This is a genomic window from Microtetraspora glauca, assembly GCF_040656155.1.
GTDB classification, from domain to species: Bacteria; Actinomycetota; Actinomycetes; order Streptosporangiales; family Streptosporangiaceae; genus Microtetraspora; species Microtetraspora glauca.
Genome location: NZ_JBFALK010000005.1, coordinates 254,787 through 272,274 on the forward strand (window position 1 = coordinate 254,787; position 17,488 = coordinate 272,274).

At 70.4% G+C, this 17,488-nt stretch carries 15 protein-coding genes; 7 read left to right on the plus strand and 8 right to left on the minus strand.

The window, feature by feature from the left end; all coding sequences use genetic code 11:
- Positions 1-68: 68 nt before the first annotated feature.
- Entirely contained in the window at positions 69-1,229 is a 1,161-nt protein-coding gene (locus tag AB0I59_RS12250) for an ROK family protein (RefSeq protein ID WP_061257626.1), read from the minus strand.
- A 167-nt stretch (positions 1,230-1,396) separates the two neighbouring features.
- Here AB0I59_RS12250 and AB0I59_RS12255 point away from each other — a divergent pair, with 167 nt between their 5' ends.
- The 4 genes from AB0I59_RS12255 (at position 1,397) to AB0I59_RS12270 (ending at position 6,174) form a co-directional block, all read left to right on the plus strand.
- Positions 1,397-2,734 (plus strand): sugar ABC transporter substrate-binding protein, encoded by a 1,338-nt coding sequence (locus tag AB0I59_RS12255; RefSeq protein WP_061257627.1) that lies wholly within the window; start codon positions 1,397-1,399, stop codon positions 2,732-2,734.
- A gap of 4 nt (positions 2,735-2,738) precedes the next feature.
- Positions 2,739-3,758 carry a carbohydrate ABC transporter permease gene (locus AB0I59_RS12260; RefSeq protein ID WP_061257628.1) on the plus strand — a complete coding sequence of 340 codons (1,020 nt, stop codon included), beginning with the start codon at positions 2,739-2,741 and terminating at the stop codon, positions 3,756-3,758.
- A complete protein-coding gene (locus tag AB0I59_RS12265; protein WP_061257629.1) occupies positions 3,755-4,609 on the plus strand; it encodes a carbohydrate ABC transporter permease in 855 nt (284 codons plus the stop codon). The genes AB0I59_RS12260 and AB0I59_RS12265 overlap by 4 nt, the downstream gene beginning before the upstream one ends.
- A 110-nt stretch (positions 4,610-4,719) precedes the next feature.
- On the plus strand, positions 4,720-6,174 hold the full coding sequence (locus tag AB0I59_RS12270; protein WP_061257630.1) for a glycoside hydrolase family 3 protein: 1,455 nt from the start codon (positions 4,720-4,722) through the stop codon (positions 6,172-6,174).
- A gap of 148 nt (positions 6,175-6,322) precedes the next feature.
- On the opposite strand, the gene AB0I59_RS12275 is transcribed toward AB0I59_RS12270, so the two are convergent.
- A complete protein-coding gene (locus AB0I59_RS12275) occupies positions 6,323-7,501 on the minus strand; it encodes an ROK family transcriptional regulator (protein WP_358132489.1) in 1,179 nt (392 codons plus the stop codon).
- Positions 7,502-7,689: 188 nt separating this feature from the next.
- On the opposite strand from AB0I59_RS12275, the gene AB0I59_RS12280 reads away from it, so the two are divergent.
- Genes AB0I59_RS12280 through AB0I59_RS12290 form a run of 3 tightly spaced genes read left to right on the plus strand, consistent with a single transcriptional unit; the run spans position 7,690 to position 10,874 of the window.
- Entirely contained in the window at positions 7,690-9,564 is a 1,875-nt protein-coding gene (locus AB0I59_RS12280) for an endonuclease/exonuclease/phosphatase family protein (protein WP_358132337.1), read from the plus strand.
- A 58-nt stretch (positions 9,565-9,622) separates the two neighbouring features.
- Positions 9,623-10,087 carry an RrF2 family transcriptional regulator gene (locus AB0I59_RS12285; RefSeq protein ID WP_061257633.1) on the plus strand — a complete coding sequence of 155 codons (465 nt, stop codon included), beginning with the start codon at positions 9,623-9,625 and terminating at the stop codon, positions 10,085-10,087.
- Position 10,088: 1 nt separating this feature from the next.
- The gene (locus tag AB0I59_RS12290; protein ID WP_061257634.1) at positions 10,089-10,874 is read left to right on the plus strand and encodes a DNA-formamidopyrimidine glycosylase family protein; all 786 of its coding nucleotides are present in this window, start codon (positions 10,089-10,091) and stop codon (positions 10,872-10,874) included.
- On the opposite strand, the gene AB0I59_RS12295 is transcribed toward AB0I59_RS12290, so the two are convergent.
- From AB0I59_RS12295 to AB0I59_RS12320, 6 genes are all read right to left on the minus strand, one after another.
- Positions 10,871-11,236, minus strand: coding sequence for a helix-turn-helix domain-containing protein (locus tag AB0I59_RS12295; protein WP_061257752.1), 366 nt, complete (start codon positions 11,234-11,236; stop codon positions 10,871-10,873). The two genes, AB0I59_RS12290 and AB0I59_RS12295, sit on opposite strands and share 4 nt — an antisense overlap.
- Before the next feature lie 253 nt (positions 11,237-11,489).
- Positions 11,490-11,987, minus strand: coding sequence for a CinA family protein (locus AB0I59_RS12300; protein WP_061257635.1), 498 nt, complete (start codon positions 11,985-11,987; stop codon positions 11,490-11,492).
- Entirely contained in the window at positions 11,984-12,640 is a 657-nt protein-coding gene (gene pgsA / locus AB0I59_RS12305) for a CDP-diacylglycerol--glycerol-3-phosphate 3-phosphatidyltransferase (protein ID WP_358132340.1), read from the minus strand. Before pgsA ends, AB0I59_RS12300 begins: the two co-directional genes overlap by 4 nt.
- Positions 12,637-14,046 carry a 30S ribosomal protein S12 methylthiotransferase RimO gene (gene rimO / locus AB0I59_RS12310; protein WP_061257636.1) on the minus strand — a complete coding sequence of 470 codons (1,410 nt, stop codon included), beginning with the start codon at positions 14,044-14,046 and terminating at the stop codon, positions 12,637-12,639. Before rimO ends, pgsA begins: the two co-directional genes overlap by 4 nt.
- A 29-nt stretch (positions 14,047-14,075) precedes the next feature.
- Positions 14,076-14,804 carry a helix-turn-helix domain-containing protein gene (locus AB0I59_RS12315; protein WP_061257637.1) on the minus strand — a complete coding sequence of 243 codons (729 nt, stop codon included), beginning with the start codon at positions 14,802-14,804 and terminating at the stop codon, positions 14,076-14,078.
- Positions 14,805-14,933: 129 nt separating this feature from the next.
- Positions 14,934-17,474, minus strand: a complete 2,541-nt coding sequence (locus AB0I59_RS12320) for an FtsK/SpoIIIE family DNA translocase (RefSeq protein WP_358132342.1) — start codon at positions 17,472-17,474, stop codon at positions 14,934-14,936.
- Between the last annotated feature and the right edge of the window lie 14 nt (positions 17,475-17,488).

Consider the following 17,488-nt stretch of genomic DNA (forward strand, 5'->3'; position numbering starts at 1 on the left):
GCCCCTGCCGCCGACCGGCTGCGGGATCAGATGCACGCGTTCCCCCCGCCGGCCCGCCGGCTTCCGGATCAGATCGTGGACGAGAAGACCTGCTCTCTCGCTTGGTCCAGTGCCGCCACCAGCGCGCCGCGCAGTACGGGATTGCCCTCGACCTGGCTGACCGCGACCTTGGGACGGCTCGGGCAGACCCGGGCCACCGCCTCCTCCACCCGGCGCGCGAGCTCCCACCCTCCGGCCCGCCCGATGTCGCCGCTCAGGACGACGAGCCCGGGATCGAGCACCACCGCCACCGCCGCCACGCCCACGGCGAGCCGTCCGGCCAGCTCCTCCAGGAAACCGGAATTGCCGGTGGCGACCGCCGTACGGACGAGGTCGGCGGCGGGCGCGGCGGCGAGGCCGTGCCCGGCCGCGACGCCGGCCAGCGCGTCCGTTCCGACCAGGCGCTGGAACGAGCCGGACTGGGGCGCGGTGACGTCCGTCGGCAGCGGTTCGCCCGGTACGGGCAGCCAGCCGACCTCCCCCGCGCCCCCGGAGATGCCCCGGTGCAGCCGCCCGCCCAACATGACGCCGAGACCCTGGCCCACACCGGTCCAGAGGATGACGAAGTCGTCCACCCCCTTGGCGACGCCGTACGCCTGCTCGGCGAGGGCGACGAGGTTGACGTCGTTCTCTATGACCACGGACTCGCCGAGACCGGCCCGCAGCCCCGCGAGCACGCCGACATGCCAGGCGGGCAGGTCGAACGAGTAACGCACGTCACCGGTCGCGGGATCCACCACGCCACGTGTCCCGATCACGAACGACCGCAGACGGGACATGTCGACGCTCGCCGTCGCGCACGCCCGGAGCACCGCGTTGCGGACGATCCCCACCGGGTCGGCCGCCTCGGTCGGATCGACGGTCACCTCGGCCACGACCTCGCCGGCGATGTCGGCCACGGCGGCGGTGACGCTGTCCGGCAACACCTCCAGAGCGGCCACGTACGCGCTGGTCGGGTCGACGGCGTAGAGCGCGGCGTTCGGGCCGCGCCCGCCCGGACGCTCACCGGCCGTGGTCACCAGCCCGCGCTCCTCCAGCCGCGCCAGGAGCTGGCCGGAGGTGACCCTGGAGAGCCCCGTCAGTTCCCCCAGCTCGCCGCGGGTGAGCGGGCCGTGCGCGACGAGCAGCTCGAGCGCGGCCCGGTCGTTCATCTGGCGCAGCAGCCGGGGGGTGCCCGGTCGTAGAGACACCGGCCGCGCCTCCTCTCTCTCGTCACGATCCGCTAACGGCATGTTTTTTTTAATAAAGTTTCTTGTTAGTTTAGCGACAGCCGCCCCGGAGGCAAGCGATCAGGCCACGGGACGCGCGCCGACCGAGCGCCACCCCCGACGTGAAGCCGGGAAGGGAGAAACCCAACGTGAAGATCGTGAAGATCGCGGCCGCCACCACCGCGACCGCAGCTTTGGCCCTGGGACTCACCGCTTGCGGAAGCAGCGAGGAGAAGCCCACCGCACAGCAGTCCGCCGCCGAAACCGCGGCGGCGACCGGGCCGAAGTACGCCGGACAGACCCTGACCGTGTGGCGCCTCGGCGCTCCCACGGAGGTGTCCGACAAGTACATGGCCGACCTGGGCGCCAAGTTCAAGGAGGTCACCGGCGCGGAGGCCAAGGTCCAGTACATCCCCTGGCCGGACGCCCAGAAGAAGTGGACCGCCGCGCTCGCCGGAGGCGAGGGACCGGACGTCACCGAGTTCGGCAACGACCAGGTCTCCGCCTGGGTGCAGCAGGAGGCGCTCGCCGACATCACCGACCTGGTCAAGGGCGACCCCGACCTGCAGCAGATCCCGCAGAACCTGTGGAGCTACGAGACCATCGACGGCAAGGTCTACGCGGCTCCCTGGGGCGGTGGCACCCGGGCCGTGCTGTACCGCAAGGACTGGTTCGACAAGCTCGGCCTGTCCGTGCCGACGACGTGGGACGAGCTCGTCTCCGCGGCCAAGAAGATCGTCGAGAAGCAGGGCAAGGACGTGGACGGCTTCGCCTTCAACGGCGGATCGGACGCGAACATGTCGCTCTCGCCGTTCGTCTGGTCTGCCGGCGGCGACTTCGCCTCCTTCGAGGGCGGCAAGTGGGTGGGCAAGCTCACCGAGCCCGCCTTCAAGGAGGGCTTCCAGTTCTACACCGACCTGGTCGCCAAGGACGGCGTCTCCGGGAAGGGCCGGCTGACCCAGAACTCCGTCGACATCGCCCAGCGCTTCGCCGCGGGCAAGGTCGGCATGTACGTCACCGGCGGCTGGGACATCGCCGCGATCAAGGAACAGAGCAAGGGCAAGGTCGACGAGTCGAAGATGGCGTTCTTCTCGCTCCCCGCGAAGGACGGCAGCGGCCCGGCCCCGGCCTTCCAGGGCGGCAACGACATCGCCATCTGGAAGGACGCCAAGAACCCCGAGCTCGCCGCCGAGTACCTCAAGCTCGCCGCGGGCAAGGAGTTCGGTGTCCGGTACGCCAAGGAGGGCGGCCTGCTCCCGCTCTTCCCGGACGCGCTCGCCGAGATGGGCAACGACCCGGCGCAGAAGCCGTTCACCGACACCTTCAAGGTCGCGAAGGGCTTCCCGGCCAGCCCGAACTGGGCTGAGGCCAACGACACCAAGGCCGTCCTGCAGAACGCGGCCCGCGCGGTGATCGACGGCAAGAAGAGCGTCGACGAGGCTCTGGCCGCGGCCAACACCGAGCTCGAGACGATTCTCAACCAGTAACGCCATGACGACTCACACGTCGACAGCGGCCCGGGGCGGAGGGGACTCCTCCGCCCCGGCGCGGCGCCTGCGACAGCCGCCACGCCGATCCAGCGGGCTTCCCGACTGGGTCGTTCCGTACGCTCTGCTCCTGCCCGGTCTCCTGGTCATCGCGGCGCTGCTGCTCTACCCGCTGTACCAGATGATCGACATGTCCTTCCACAAGGTCGGACTGGCGCAGATCAAGACGACCAACCCGCGACCCGCCGAGTTCGTCGGATTCGACAACTACACGCACATCTTCGAGTCCGACCTCTTCTGGCCGTCCCTGCGCAACACCTTCGCGTTCGCGGCCGTCACCGTCGCGCTGACCCTCCTCGTCGGCACGCTCGTCGGACTCCTGCTCAACAAGCTCGGCAAGAAGATGTCCACGTTCGTCATCGTCGGCATCATGGCCGCCTGGGCCACCCCGCCCACCGCGCAGGCCATCGTCTGGAAGTGGCTGTTCGACTCGGACGCGGGCGTCGTCAACTGGGCGCTCAACCTGCTTCCCGACTGGCTGTCCGAACTGGTCTTCGGCCGGTCCGACTGGAGCGGCGAGCCCTGGTTCAACGACACGCTGACGCTCTACTTCGTGCTGATCGTCGCCGTGGTCTGGGCGTCCTTCCCGTTCATCGCGGTGTCGGTGCTCGCCGGTCTGAAGAGCATCCCCTCGGAGCTGTACGAGGCGGCCCGGGTGGACGGCTCGCGCGCGTTCACCACGTTCCGCAAGATCACATTCCCGCTGCTCAAGCCGGTGTTCTCGGTGCTGATGGTGCTGTCCATCATCTGGGACTTCAAGGTCTTCACCCAGCTCTACCTGCTGGCCGGGGGCACGGTGAACCGCGAGGCGTTCAACCTCTCCCTCTGGAGCTACGCCGAGGCGTTCAGCAGCCCGCCGAAGATGGGGCTCGGCGCCGCCATCGCGGTCGTGCTGACCGGCATCCTGCTGGTGATCACCTTCGTGTACGTCCGGCAGATCGTGAAGACGGAGGACGTGCGATGAACGACGGCCTGACCCGCAAGAAGTTCGGACGCGTCGCCCTCAACGGCGCCGGGATCGTCGTGTTCCTGTTCGCGGTCTTCCCCGTCTACTGGATGGTCGCCACCGCGTTCAAGCCGAACGACCAGATCTTCACCACCCGATTCAACCCGATCCCGAGCCCGCCGTCGCTGGACCACATCTCGCGGGTGTTCACCAAGGGCGTGGCGGGGCACTCGATCTGGCAGTACCTGCTCAACAGCGCGATCGTGGCGGTCGTCACCGTGGTCATCGGCGCGGTGTTCGCGCTGCTCGCCGCGACGGCGGTGGCCAGGTTCAGGTTCAGGTTCCGCACCTCCTTCCTGATCCTGCTGCTGATCGTGCAGATGGTGCCCGCCGAGGCGCTGCTGATCTCGCTGTTCACCATGGTCAAGCGGCTCGGGATGTACGACCAGCTCATCGGCCTGGTCGTGATCAACGTCGGACTGACGCTGCCGTTCTCCGTCTGGATGCTGCGCACGTTCGTCGCCGCGGTGCCCAAGGAGCTGGAGGAGGCGTCCTGGATCGACGGAGCCAGCCGGTTCACGACCTTCTGGCGGGTGCTGTTCCCGCTGGTGGCCCCCGGCCTGGTCGCCACCAGCATCTTCTCGTTCATCACCACCTGGAACGAGTTCGCCTACGCGTTGACGCTGATCAACGACCAGGGCAAGTACACGATGCCGGTGGCCCTGCAGTTCTTCGTCGGCCAGCGGTCGACGGACTGGGGCGGCATCATGGCCGCCTCGACCCTGATGACCATTCCGGTCCTCATCTTCTTCCTGCTGGTGCAGCGGCGCATGGTCTCCGGCCTCGTCGCGGGCGCCGTCAAGGGCTGAACCCGCCCTCATCACTCCGCGCTGAACCACCAGCGCCGATCCACACCATCTCGTACGGCTCCGGCACACGCGGGAGCCGTACCACGACCATCTTGGAGCCGAAGACAGTCATGTCCGACTACTCCGCGAGCATCGGCAACCGGGGGCTCTACCGTCTCGCGGCCGGCACACTGCTCGTCGCCTTCCCCGGCACGACCGCCCCGGACTGGGTTCTCCACGAACTGGAGAACGGCCTCGGCGGTGTCACCCTCTTCGGATTCAACGTGGCGAGCCCCGAGCAGCTCGCCCGGCTCACCGGCCGGCTGAGCGGCACCGGCCGGCCGGTGATCTCGCTCGACGAGGAGGGCGGTGACGTCACCCGCATCGCCTACCACACCGGCAGCCCGTACCCGGGCAACGCCGCGCTGGGCGCCGTGGACGACGTCGAGCTGACCGAGCGGGTCTATCGCTCCATCGCCTCCGACCTCGCCAGGTCCGGCGTGAACCTCGACATGGGACCCGTGGCCGACGTCAACACCGCGGACGACAACCCGGTGATCGGCACCAGGTCCTTCGGCTCCTCCACCGACCTGGTCTCGCGGCACACGGTGGCCGCCGTGCGCGGGCTCCAGTCGCTCGGGATCGCCGCCTGCGTCAAGCACTTCCCCGGGCACGGGGCGACGAGGCAGGACTCCCACCTGGAGATCCCCCGGGTGGACGTCCCGCGCGACCTCCTCTGGGAGCGCGAGCTGGCGCCCTTCCGGGCCGCCATCGACGCCGGCACCAAGTCGATCATGACGGCGCACGTGGCGGTCCCCCACCTCACCGGTACGGCTCCCGCCACGCTGTCCCCCGCCGCGCTGACCACGCTGCTCCGCCAGGAGATGGGCTACGACGGCGTGGTGATCTCCGACGCCCTCGACATGCACGCGATCACCAAGAGCGTCGGTCTGGGCGGCGGCGCCGTACTGTCCCTGGCGGCGGGCTCCGACCTGCTCTGTCTCGGGCCGCTGCCCACCCACGAGGAGATCCGCGGCATCCTGGACGAGATCATCCGGGCGGTGGGCGACGGCCGGCTGCCGCTCGCCCGGCTTGAGGAGGCCGCCGATCGCGTGGCGCTGCTGCGCGAGTGGTTCGCCGTGTCCCGTGATGAGGCCGCGGAGAGCAACGTCATCGGCCTGGACGCCGCCCGGCGCGCCGTTACCCTCTCCGGGTCGGCGGCCCCCCTGGTGGATCCGTTCGTGATCGAGGTGGACACCCCGCCGACGATCGCGGTCGGCGACGTGCCGTGGGGCGTGGCGCCGTGGCTACCGGAGGCCGAGATCGTCCGGATCAAGCCGGACGAGGCCCAGCCCGCCACGCTGCTCAGCAGGGCCGAAGGCCGCTCGCTGGTCATCGTGCTCAAGGACGCGCACCGATACCCCCGGAGCCGCGACCTCGTCTCCGCCCTCCTGGCCGGCCGCCCCGACGGGGTGGTGGTCGAGATGGGGCTGCCCGTCTGGCGACCCGAGGCGGCGGCTTACATCGCGACGTACGGCGCCGCGCGGGCCAACACCCAGGCCGCAGTGGAGCTGCTGACGGCATAGACACCGTCCCGTACGCCCGCCCGCGCTCACCAGGCGCCTCCCGTACGCCCGGCCCACGCTCACCCAGCGCGGGCCGGGCGTTCGCGTATCGGCGCGTTCGGGTTGTCCGGGCTTCGGGTTGTCCGGGCTCGATGCGTCGGCCAGGCCTCTAGGACGCGAAGATCTCCTCACGGGCCTGCTCCAGCGCGGCCAGGACCGCACCGCGCAGCACCGGGTTGCCCTCGACCGCGGTGGTGACCACCTGCGGGCGGATCAGGCAGATCCGCGCGACGGCCTCCTCCACCCGCGTGGTCAGGCCCGCCCCTCCGGCTCGCCCGACCTCGCCCGCGAGGACCACCATGCCGGGGTCGAGCACCACGCACACCGACGCGACCCCCAGGGCCAGGCGGGAGGCGATCTCGTCCAGCAGGGGGGCGCCGCGCTCCCCCGCCTCCACCGCGGCGGTCACGCACTCGGCGGCGCCACCGCCGACGAAGCCGTACTCGCGCGCCAGCTCGGTGACCGCCTCGGCGCTGACCAGCGACTGCAGGCCGCCGGCGAGTGACGGCAGCCGCCCGGGCGTCGCCTTCACGGCCTCGGCCAGCGGAACGCCCGGCACCGGGAGATAGCCGATCTCGCCCGCGCTGCCGGACCTGCCCCGGTGCAACCGGCCGCCCAGGACGACGGCGAGACCGATGCCCCGGCCCACCCAGACGAGCACGAAATCCTCGACGTCCCGGGCCGCGCCGTTGGCACGTTCCGCGACCGCGACGAGGTTGACGTCGTTCTCGATGGTGACCTCACGGCGCAGGTCCCTGGCCAGCGCCTCGTGGATGCCCTCGTGCCAGTGCGGCAGGTCGAACGAGAACCGGACGTCGCCGGTCCGCGGGTCCACCACTCCGGGGGTGCCGATCACGACGCCGCGCAGCCGCGACAACGCCACCTTGGCCGATCTGCACGCCTTCACGACGGCGTTGTGCACGGCGGAGACCGGGTCATCGTGGGCGCTCGGCTCCGCGGTGACCTGCGCGACCACCTTGCCGTTGATGTCGGCGATGGCCGCCGTGACCAGGTCGGGGCCGACGTCCAGGCCCGCGACGTATCCGCACGACGGCACCACGCCGTACAGCGCGGCGTTGGGTCCCCTGTTTCCCGCCTGCTCTCCGACGACCTCGACGAGGCCGCGTTCCTCGAGCCGGGCCAGGGTCTGCGAGGCGGTGACCTTGGACAATCCGGTCAGCTCGCCGATCTGGCCCCGGGTCAGCGGCCCCGAGGCGAGCAGCAGTTCCAGCGCGGCCCGATCGTTGATCTCCCGCAGCAGTCTCGGGACGCCGGGCCGCCGCTCCACGGTCCTACTTTCCATGATCGCCCCCGAAGATCTATCACAAGGTGCGCCCGCGCCCGGTCAGCAAAGTTTCCTGCCAGCTTAGCGATCAGGCAATCCCCCCGCATCGGGCGGAACCACGAGACTCCCCGCTATTGCCCTCCCACCCGAGAAGTACGAGGATCACTCATGTCTTCGGCAGAGGAGAGCGTATGGCGGCACCGGTCACCGAACACCGCGGCATCCCCGCCGTCCGGCGGATTCCCCCGGGGATCAGGACTCCGGCCGCCATCGCCCTGGGCGTCCTCCTGCTCACCGACACGCTGCGCGTCTTCCTGCCCTCGCTGATCACCCTGTACGGCAGGGCCGGCGACACCCCGCCGGAACAGATGGGGATGTTCGCCGCCCTGTGGTTCGTCCTTCCCTTCGCCTCCGTGCCGGTCGCGCGGCTCACCGGAGCCCGCCCGATCCAGGTCTGCGGCGCGGTCGTCCTCGTCGCGGCCCGGCTCGGCCTGCAGGCGGCCGACGGCGGCGACCTCCAGCTCTACGTCTCCGCGACCGGCGTGTGCGCCGGCCTGGTCTTCCTGTACGGCACCGCCCGCACGGCCGCCCGGGAGGCGGTCCCGGTGGGCGTGGCGGCCGGACTGGCGATCTCCACCGTCGCGCACCTGATGCTCGACCGGATGGACCTGGTCTGGCGGGACGGCCCGCTCCCCTGGCTCGCCGTCGTCGCCGTCTGCGCCGCCTTCCTGGCCTTCGTACGGCTCTCGCCCCCGTCGGACGACCTCGCCCCCGCCGCCGTATGGTTCCTCGTCGGCCCCGTGCTCTTGATCGCGGGCATGACCTCGGGCGTCACCGCCTTCCCCGGCGGGATGTCGGAGCAGCATTCGGCGGAGTTCGGCGTCGTCGCCATGGTGCTCCACGTCGTCGTCCTGTGCTGGGGCGTCGTCATCGCACGGACCGCCCAATGGGGCTGGTGGGCCGCGATCCTCCTGATCGCGACGTCGGCCTGGACCCTCGAGCCGTCCTCGCCGCTCTCCTTCGCCACCCCCCTGGCCCTGGGCGCGTGCCTGCGCTTCTCCGCGTGCGCCGCCACGCCCCCCGGCCGCCCTCCTCGCGGCGGCGTCGCCGTACTCGGCGGCATGGTGGTGTTCCTGGTCGCCACGTTCCTCTACTACGCGGCCTACGACACGAACCTCGGCTTCCCCAACATGGTGATCCCGATCGCGGTGGCCGTGCTGGTGGCGGGTACGAGCGCGAAGGTCTCCTGGCGTCGCCCCCTCGTTCCCGCCGTGTGGCCGTACAGGAAGTGGCTGCCGACCGCCTTGATCCTGGGGCTGGTCACGGGGCTGTTCACCTGGCACCCGGACCCCGGCCAGCGCGAAGCGGCCCAGCCGGAGTTCACCTTGATCACGTACAACATCCGGATGGGATTCGGCCTCAAGGGCACCCTCGACCTCGACCGGATCGCCGACTGGGCCCGCGCCCAGCACCCGGACGTCGTACTGCTCAGCGAGGTGGACCGGGGGTGGCTCCTCAACGGCGGGCACGACGACCTGGCCCGGATCGCCGGGGGGCTCGGCATGCGCTACTACTTCGCCCCGGCGGCCGACCCGCTGTGGGGCGACGCGCTGCTCACGAACCTTCCGGTCAAGGAGATCACCTCGCACGCTCTGGGGCGGCACGACTACCCGACGGGTGCCCAGGCCCAGGCGATCGTGCTCACGGTCGGCGGCAAGGAGGTCGGGATCGTGAACAGCCACCTGCAGGCGCCGCCCGGCCAGGCCCCGGAGGTGGCGGAGATCGTACGGAACCTGGGCCGGCAGAACGGGACGACGCGGCCGGTGCTCCTCGCGGGAGACCTCAACACCACGCCGGACGACCCCGAGATGCGGGTCCTTTCGGCGGCCGGGCTGACCGACCCGCTGCTCGCACTCGGGAACCCGCCCACATCACCAGCCGACGATCCGGTCAAACGCATCGACCACGTGCTGCTCACGCCGGGTTTGCGTGCGGTCGAGGCTCGGGTGCCGCGGGTCCCGTTCTCCGACCATCTCCCCATCGTCGTACGGCTCCGCCTCACCTGACGGCGGATGACGTGAGGCGGCGTCGAACCACTGCCAACCAGGCGGGATAATCGACTACATGCGACTTTCTGCCCGTGTCGACTACGCCCTCCGTGCCGCCGCCGAGCTCGCCGCCGCGGGCGAGGGACCCACAACCGTGGGCGAGCTCGCCAAGGGTCAAGAGATGCCCCCCAAATACCTGGAGAACATTTTGCTCCAGATGCGCCGCGCGGGACTGGTTCGCGGTCAGCGCGGCCCGGAAGGTGGCTACGTCCTGGCCCGGCCCGCCGACCAGATCTCCCTCGCCGACGTGATCAGGGCCGTGGACGGGCCGCTGGCCAACGTCCGCGGTGAGCGGCCCGAACATGTGGGCTACACGGGCGCGGCCGAGGCGCTGCAGCAGGTGTGGATCGCGTTGCGCGCCAGCGAGCGGGCCATCCTCGAGGAGGTCACGCTGGAGCAGATCGCCAAGGGCGAGCTGCCGTCGAGGGTCACCGACCTCGCGTCCGACCCGTCCGCGTGGAACTCGCACACGCCGGTCTGACATGCCCGAGGGCGACGCGGTCTACCGGGCGGCCAAGCGGCTGCGCCAGGCGCTCGACGGCCGGGTGCTCACCCGATCGGACTTCCGGGTGCCCCGGCACGCCACGGCCGACCTGCGGGGCCGCGCCGTCCTCGAAACCGTCTCCCGCGGCAAGCACCTGCTCACCCGCGTGGAGGGCGATCTCACGATCCACACGCACCTGCGGATGGACGGCTCCTGGCGGGTCGTCCCCGCGAACCGGCCCGCACCGCGCGGCGACGTCGTACGGCTGATCCTCGCCAACGCGCGATGGCAGGCCATCGGGACGAGGCTGGGCGTCGTCGATCTGCTGCGCGGCGACCAGGAGGACCGCGTCGTCGGCCATCTCGGGCCCGACCTTCTCGGCCCCGACTGGGACGCGGCGGCGGCGATACGGAATCTGCGCGAGGCGCCGGAGACGACCATCGGGGAGGCGCTGCTCGACCAGCGGAACCTGGCGGGGATCGGCACGATCTGGAGGGCCGAGACGCTGTTTCTCGCGCGTCTGTCGCCGTGGCGGGTGGTCGGATCCATGTCGGCGGACGAACTGGAAGGCGTGGTGACGCTCGCTCACCGGCTCATGGAGGCGAGCAAGGACGCTCCGGCTCCGGTCACCACGGGCGACTCTCGGCCAGGACGGGCGTTCTTTGTGTACGGCAGGGCACGCCGCCCCTGCCGGCGTTGCGGGAACCCGGTCAGCGGTGGGGAACTCGGGCCGCAGCCCTATGAACGATTGATCTATTGGTGTCGCGCCTGCCAGGGAGGCTAGGCGGCGACCATGTCCTTGACCTCGGGAAAACCGTCGAACTCGGGACCGGGAAGGCCACCGGGAACGGTCTCCGGAATCGGCAGCCGCTCGTGCTCGGGCACGTCGGCAAGGACCGGGGCATGCTGGAGCTCGGCGAGCGCGAACTGGTCGGAGACCTCGCGCAGCACCTGCGACAGCGGAACACCGAGGGCGCCGCAAATCGAGGCGAGCAGCTCGGAGGACGCCTCCTTCTGACCGCGCTCAACCTCGGACAGGTAGCCGAGTGAGACACGCGCCAGGGTGGAGACCTCACGCAGGGTGCGGTTCTGCCGCACCCGCAGCCGCCGCAGCACATCACCGAGCAGCTGACGCAGCAGGACCATCTGTCGCTCCCTCCCGAGCGCAGGCGTCTTCACGGCGCTCCGCGTGGTCGGTTCGTATCGCCCGTTCTTCGAACGCCCTTCGTACATAGTCCTCGCCGTCATCATTGGTTCGTTCGGCCCTTTCCCCGGCCGCTTTCCGGACTTGCTCCTCGCCGATGGCTCACGGACCTCACTCACAGCTCCACCGTACCCGTATCGAGCGACACCGCGGCAGACCGTGGCGAGCATGTTCGCTGGTGACGTAACGCGGTAATCACCCCGATTGTTCCCCCAAATTTGCCTCTAGCACACCTCTCAGCAGCTCCAAGGCCTCCTTGGCCGTGGCGTCGCGGATGTGCTCCCTGGACCCGGTCAACATCAGATCCCGGTGCCAGACGCGGGCTCGCGGACCGCAGACGGCGGCGTGGACGGTGCCGACCGGCTTTCCGTCCTGCGTGTCGGGGCCGGCCACCCCCGTGACAGCCAGGCCGTAGTCGGCCTCCGCCAGGTCGCGGACCCCCTTGGCCATGGCGGCGGCGACATCCGCATGCACGGCGCCCTCCCGCTCCAGCAGGTCGGCGGGAACCCCGAGCAATTTGATCTTCAATTCGGTCGCATAGGCGATCACACCGCCGCGGAAGGCGGCGGAGGCACCCATCGGGTCGGTCAGCGCGGCCCCGATCAGGCCGCCCGTCAGCGACTCGGCCACCGAGACGGTGGCCCCCTGCCGGACCAGCAGCGAGAGGATCTGCGCTGCGGCGGAGCCCTTCACTCGGCGCGCGACCTCCTCGCCACCTGGCGCAGCCGGACCGCCCGGACCACGTAGTCGACGCCCGTGCCGACCGTGACGGCGATCGCGAGTCCCATCAGCAGCCACCGGATCAGGTCGGGTGCCTGCGGCAGGATGTAGAACGCGATGGCCACGATCTGCAGAACGGTCTTCACCTTCCCGCCATAGCTGGCCGGAATCACGCCGTGCCGGATGACCAAGAACCGCAACAGGGTCACCCCCGCCTCCCTGGCGATGATCACGATGGTGACCCACCAGGGGATCTCGCCGAGGATCGACAGGCTCACCAGCGCGGCCCCGATGAGGGCCTTGTCGGCGATCGGGTCGGCGATCTTCCCGAAATCGGTGATCAAGCCGTACCTGCGGGCCAGCCACCCGTCGAGCTGGTCGGTGAGCGAGGCGATGAGGAAGACCGCGAGGGCGCCGTACCTCCAGCCCTGGCCGTCCATGAAGAGGAACACCGTGAAGACCGGGACGATCGCCAGCCGGACGATGGTCAGCGCGTTCGCGATGTTCCAGGTGCTGACAAGGCGAGCGGGAGCCTCGGCCGGCTCGGCGGTCCGGGACGCCGGCGGCTCCGGAACGATCTCCGGCGAGCTCGCCGCGGTCACCGGCGGCTCGCTGCGCTCGGTCATGGACCGGCCTTGATCCGGGCGATCAGGTCAACCCCCTCCGAATCGACGGCGACGGCCGGGACGATCTGCCCGGGCACCAGGCCGATGCCCTGGACGGTGACCGAACCGTCGACCTCAGGCCCCTGGTGGGCGGCGCGTCCCTCGTAGCCGCCGTCGCCCAGATCCTCCTCGATGAGGACCTCGAGGTCGGTGCCGATGCGCTCCTCCGCCCGCTGGGCGACGAGCTCCTCGGCCAGCTCGGACAGCGCGGCGACCCGCTCGTCCACGATCTCCTGGTCGAGCTTGCCGTCGAAGGACGCCGCCTCGGTGCCCTCCTCGTCGGAGTAGCCGAAGACGCCGATCACATCGAGCCTGGCCTCCTCGAGGAAGGCGACCAGCTCGTCGAAGTGCTCCTGGGTCTCGCCGGGGAAGCCGACGATGAAGTTGGAGCGCACGCCCGCCTCGGGGGCGCGCTCGCGGATCTGCTCCAGCAGGTCGAGGAACCGCCGGGGATCGCCGAACCGCCGCATCCGCCGCAGCACCGGCCCGCTGGCGTGCTGGAACGACAGGTCGAAGTACGGCGCCACGCCCTCGGTCGAGGCGATCACGTCCAGGAGGCCGGGCCGCAGCTCGGCCGGCTGGAGGTAGCTGACCCGGACCCGCTCGATGCCGTCGGTCGCGGCCAGCTTGGGCAGCAGCGCCTCCAGCGCCCTCAGGTCGCCCAGGTCCTTGCCGTACGACGTGGAGTTCTCGCTGACCAGCACGAGCTCCCTGACGCCCTGCTCGGCCAGCCAGCGGGCCTCCGCGAGCAGGTCCTCGGGACTCCTGGAGACGTACGCGCCACGAAAGGCGGGGATGGCGCAGAAGCTGCACCGCCGGTCGCAGCCGGAGGCGAGCTTCAGCGAGGCCACCGGGCCGCCGCTCAGCCGCTTGCGCAGCGTGCGCGGGCCGCTGGCGGGGGCCAGACCCTCGGGCAGGTCACCGCCGTGCCCCGGGATCTGGGCCCGCGCCTGCTGCCGCTCGACAGGGCTGATCGGCAGCAGGAGCCGGCGGTCGCGCGGCGTGTGCGGCTTCAGCGCACGACCGGCCACCACGTCGTCGAGCCGCTCCCCGATCGAGGCGTAGTCGTCGAAGGAGATCACCGCGGCGGCCTCGGGAAGCGCGTCGGCGAGCTGGTCGCCGTAGCGCTCGGCCATGCATCCGGCGGCCACGACCTTGGCGCCGGAGTCCGCGGCCGCCAGCAGCGTGTCGATCGAATCCTTCTTCGCCGAATCGATGAAGCCACAGGTGTTGACGACGATGACGTCGGGCGTGTCATCGCCCATCTGCCAGCCGGCGGCTTCGAGACGCGCGGCCAGCTCTTCCGAGTCGACCTCGTTGCGCGCGCAACCCAAGGTGACCAGCGATACGGTTCGGCGAGAAGACATGATGAAACTACGGTATCGGGAGTCGGGCCCTAGCGGGGACCCGGGACTCCCGCCCCGTAGGTTCGCCGCAGCGTCTCCCCCTTCTTGCCGGGCGTGCCGAGGTCCTTGCCGTTGACTTCGAGGCGGACGGCGCCCGCGTCGCCGAAGACGACTTTGACCTGGTCACGAGCCTTCCAGGTGGAGGTCTCCCCTCGCGCCACGGTGCCCTGGAAGAGCTGGCGCCCCGCCCCGTCCCTGACGGTGATCCAGGACGACCTCTTTCCGATGACCTTGAGGACGACCATGTCGCCCTTCGCCTTCGCGGCGTCGTGCTCGGAGGCCCGTCCCGCCGCGGGCGCGCGCCCGCTGTGGGCCGCCGTCTCCCGCACCGGGTCGCCGGAACCGCCGATCAGCCGGACGATCCCGAACACCGCGGCGACCACCAGCGCGATCGCGAGCGCCATGGTCCAGTTGGGCGCCTTGCGCCCGCGTCCCCCGAGTGAGCGTCCCGCCTTGAAGACGCTCGCGGCGCGTACCGGCATGACGGACCCGCCGCGGAGTTCGTCGTACTGCCGGACCATCACCTCGGGATCGAGCCCGACCGCCCTGGAGATCGCGCGCAGATGCCCGCGCACGTAGAAGTCGCCTCCGCAGAGCGAGAAGTCGTCCCGCTCCATTGCCTCGATTATGGTCTCGCGTATGCGCGTGCGCTGGCTGAGCTGACTCACCGTCATGCCCGCCCGCTCCCGTGCCTCCGCCAGAGCTTCGCCAATGCTCATAGCTCACGTCCCCCGAAACGGCTACGCCCGGAACTATCACCCGTCAGCGACGTTGCGTAGTTGGTCCCATTCAATCAGTAGCCGATCCGAGACGGCGAAGCAGGGGCACCCCCCACCGTAGTGTCGCGGCTACTCTCCGCGCAGATCGGCGAGCAGGCCGGGCAGGTCGTCCGGCTTGACCATGACCTCACGGGCCTTGGAACCCTCGCTCGGGCCGACGACGTTGCGGCTCTCCAGCAGGTCCATCAGCCGGCCGGCCTTCGCGAAGCCGACCCTCAGCTTGCGCTGGAGCATCGACGTGGAGCCGAACTGCGTCGAGACGATCAGCTCCGCCGCCTGGACCAGCAGGTCGAGGTCGTCGCCGATCTCCTCGTCGACCTCGCGCTTGGCCGTCGCCGGAGCCGCCACGTCGTCGCGGTATTCGACCTGCATCTGGGTCTTGCAGTGCCCGACGACGTCGGCGATCTCCTTCTCGGAGACGAACGCGTTCTGCAGGCGCATGGGCTTGCTGGCGCCCATCGGCAGGAACAGCGCGTCACCCTGGCCGACCAGCTTCTCCGCTCCCGGCTGGTCGAGGATGACCCGGGAGTCCGCGAGCGAGGACGTGGCGAACGCCAGGCGGGACGGCACGTTGGCCTTGATGAGGCCGGTGACGACGTCCACGGACGGCCGCTGCGTGGCGATGACCAGGTGGATGCCGGCGGCGCGGGCGAGCTGCGTGATGCGGACGATGGAGTCCTCCACATCGCGCGGGGCGACCATCATCAGGTCGGCGAGCTCGTCGACGATCACCAGGAGGTAGGGGTAGGGCTGGTAGACCCGCTCGCTGCCGGGCGGCGGCACGAGCTTGCCCGCGCGCACGGCCTTGTTGAAGTCGTCCACGTGCCGGAAGCCGCTGGCGGCGAGGTCGTCGTAACGCCGGTCCATCTCGCCGACGACCCACTCCAGGGCCTCGGCGGCCTTCTTCGGGTTCGTGATGATCGGCGTGATGAGGTGCGGGATGCCCTCGTATGTGTTCAGCTCGACCCGCTTGGGGTCGACGAGCACCATCCGGACCTCGTCCGGGGTCGACCGCATCAGGATCGAGGTGATCAGGCCGTTGATGCAGGTCGACTTGCCCGCGCCGGTGGCACCCGCGATGAGGATGTGCGGCATCTTCGCGAGGTTCGCCACTATGGTCCGGCCCTCGACGTCCTTGCCGAGGCCCACGATCATCGGGTGGTGGTCCGCCTGGGCCACCTGGGAGCGCAGCACGTCGCCGAGCGACACCAGGTCCTTGTCGGTGTTGGGGATCTCCACCCCGATCGCCGATTTACCGGGGATCGGGGACAAGATCCTGACATCCGCGGACTTGACGGCGTAGGCGATGTTCTTGGTGAGCGCGGTGACCTTCTCGACCTTGACCGCGGGGCCCAGCTCGATCTCGTAGCGGGTGACCGTCGGCCCCCGCGTGAAGCCGATCACCTGGGCGTCGATGGCGAACTGCTCGAGGACACTGCTCAGCGCGTTCACCACGATGGTGTTGGCCTTGGTCTGCGGCTTGGGCGCCGACCCCGCCCGGAGCATCTGCGTGTCCGGCAGCGTGTACGGCCCGGCCTGCGGGGAGAGCACGAGTTGCTCGACCTTGCGCGGCGCCGGGGTGGGCAGCGGCGGCTGGGAGGGTGCCTTGCCCGGAGCGGCCGCGGCCTCCGGTTCGTCGTCGACCAGCCCCGGGACGATCTCCGGCGCGTGGTCGGCACGCCGCCCGCCCTCCTCCGAGAGCACGGGGGTGTCGTACGGCTTGACGTTGTCGCCGACCTCGCGTTCCTCGTCGGCGCCCGGCTTCTTTCGGGTGCGCTTCGGCCGGGGCAGCGGCTTCGTGCCCTTCGCCGGGGAGTCCTCGGGCCGCTGGAAGAGCATGTGCCTGATCTCGGCGAGGCGCTCGGGCACGCGGTGGACCGGGGTGGCCGTGATGACCAGGACGCCGAAGCCGGACAACATCAGGAGCAGCGGGATCGTGATGAACGCCGGCAGGATGCTCGACGGCGGGGCCGAGACGAGGAAGCCCAGCATCCCCCCGGCCGCCGAGACCTTGTCCATGCCGTCGTTCACACCCCCGGAGGGGTACGGCGTGCCGTGGGCCACGTGGACGATCCCGAGGATGCCGGCGAGGAGCGCCGTCCATCCGATGCCCATCCGGCCCGTCTCGGCGTTCTGGTCGGGATGGCGCAGGAACCGCCAGGCGAGCAGACCGAGCAGGAACGGGACCGACCAGGTCAGCGCGCCGACGGTGCCGTGCACCACCGCGTCGACCACCGCGGCGACGCCGGTCTTGGTGTCCCGCCAGGTCATCGCCGCGAGCACGATCGCGCCCGCGAGCACGGAGAGGCCGAGGCCGTCGCGGCGGTGCGCCGGATCGAGATCGCGTGCGCCCTGTCCGAGAGCGCGTACGGCACCGCCCATGCCGTGGGCGAGCAGCAGCCAGAATCCGATGACCAGCTTGCCGATCATCATGAAGACCCAGCTGACCGGATCCTGGCCGGTCGCGACCTGACGATTGCGGGCCGGACGTGAACCCGACCCGGATCGGCTGCGGGATCCCGCCGGAGTCCGCTTGGCGGGAGCCGGGCGGGACCCGGTCCGCGGCGTGGGACGCTTCCCTGAACCCTTGCCGGACGTACGGGTGGCCATGATGCCGAAGGTAC

Coding starts and splice junctions, on each gene's coding strand:
- AB0I59_RS12260 (WP_061257628.1), top strand. CDS start 2,739: ATGACGACTCACACGTCGACAGCGGCCCGGGGCGGAGGGGACTCCTCC.
- AB0I59_RS12265 (WP_061257629.1), top strand. CDS start 3,755: ATGAACGACGGCCTGACCCGCAAGAAGTTCGGACGCGTCGCCCTCAAC.
- AB0I59_RS12270 (WP_061257630.1), top strand. CDS start 4,720: ATGTCCGACTACTCCGCGAGCATCGGCAACCGGGGGCTCTACCGTCTC.
- AB0I59_RS12280 (WP_358132337.1), top strand. CDS start 7,690: ATGGCGGCACCGGTCACCGAACACCGCGGCATCCCCGCCGTCCGGCGG.
- AB0I59_RS12285 (WP_061257633.1), top strand. CDS start 9,623: ATGCGACTTTCTGCCCGTGTCGACTACGCCCTCCGTGCCGCCGCCGAG.
- AB0I59_RS12290 (WP_061257634.1), top strand. CDS start 10,089: ATGCCCGAGGGCGACGCGGTCTACCGGGCGGCCAAGCGGCTGCGCCAG.
- AB0I59_RS12295 (WP_061257752.1), bottom strand. CDS start 11,236: ATGGTCCTGCTGCGTCAGCTGCTCGGTGATGTGCTGCGGCGGCTGCGG.
- pgsA (WP_358132340.1), bottom strand. CDS start 12,640: ATGACCGAGCGCAGCGAGCCGCCGGTGACCGCGGCGAGCTCGCCGGAG.
- rimO (WP_061257636.1), bottom strand. CDS start 14,046: ATGTCTTCTCGCCGAACCGTATCGCTGGTCACCTTGGGTTGCGCGCGC.
- AB0I59_RS12315 (WP_061257637.1), bottom strand. CDS start 14,804: ATGAGCATTGGCGAAGCTCTGGCGGAGGCACGGGAGCGGGCGGGCATG.
- AB0I59_RS12320 (WP_358132342.1), bottom strand. CDS start 17,474: ATGGCCACCCGTACGTCCGGCAAGGGTTCAGGGAAGCGTCCCACGCCG.